The organism is Endozoicomonas sp. SESOKO3 (assembly GCF_024606255.1).
In genome coordinates, this window is sequence record NZ_JAHHPR010000729.1 from 1 (window position 1) to 1,251 (window position 1,251).

Consider the following 1,251-nt stretch of genomic DNA (forward strand, 5'->3'; position numbering starts at 1 on the left):
CTGGCGTCTGGTAACGGTTGATCCGGCCAACAATGGAACTAATGTGCTGACCAGCGAAAAACTTTGGAGTTACTATTACTCGAGGCTGGCTGAAGACAATCGGCTGGATAACATTTACCAGCTTGACAATGTTACGGCACCGGTGCGGGGCGGGCCGGGTGATGACCTGTTCTTCATCTCCGGTACAGTCAAGCCGGGAGCCGGGCTGTTTGGTGAGTCGGGAAACGATATTTTCCACATCAAAAGCAGTGGCGCCAGCGTACACCCCGGCCTCGGTAGTAACCTGGTCAGTCTCGAGCTGGAGGGTGCGCTGGAAAGTGCAGAGAAAACCGGGACGGTGAAGATATTTTTTGCCCCCTCTTCATTTAACCGGGTTCACCTGGGTGGTGCCAGTCTCACCAATCTGCAGGCAGCCAGCTGGCGTTCGCTGGCTCCGCACAATGCCACTGACGCAACTGACAGTGGTGACCAGCCTCGTTGTCCAGCCGGTTTGTCACGCCTGATGCCCCCTCCGGTCACTGGCGGCAGTTTTATACTGGCGGGCTGGGTTCACCGGAGCTTGCCTTCCCGCGCCTGGGGCTCACTCATTCATTTTGCCGGGGCTGACGGCGCTGATGCCATCAGGTTGAGCCTGAAAAACAGGGGATTGGAGATCAGGCTAACGGATGGCGAGAGGATCTTTCATGACAGGGTTAGACCATTTTTCACCTCCCCCCGCCAACATCTGGCCATGACAATAGATGACCGTGGTTTTCTAACCCTCTACCGGGATGGCCAGCCTGTTTTGGCAACGCAGGCCCTCAAGCCAGCCGAAAAAATACGGACGCTGAACTGCCACGCCGTTGATAAACTGATCATTGACCGACGTCTCCCATCGCCTGATGGCATAAAAATGATGGCATCCGGTGTGAACCCCCTGGTAAGGATAGGCAGCTGGCAGAACCCACACCGCGTCTATGCCAATGACTGGCCAGACAGCCTGGAACTGGATGACGGTGTTCTGGATGGCAAGGAGTTCATCCTTAAACAACTAGAGTCTGGTTATGCACTTTTACAGCGAGCAGTCCCCGGACATCAGTATGTCATTGATGAGAAGAGTGCCATTTACCGCTTTGCTGACGATGGCACTGGTAACAGCGGCCAATGGTTTTTGTCAAATACCACAGGCACGGCTGACCAGCTGGAAGTGGTAACCCACCCCTGCCAGAAACTGCACTATCAAAAAGCGGGTGGGGACCTGATCCTGACTAT

Annotated in this window: 1 protein-coding gene; it reads left to right on the forward strand. The window is 55.0% G+C overall.

Annotated features, from left to right (window positions below):
- Positions 1–1,251, forward strand: a 1,251-nt coding sequence (locus KDK18_RS12870) for a hypothetical protein (RefSeq protein ID WP_257255329.1), incomplete at both ends; no start/stop codon positions are given.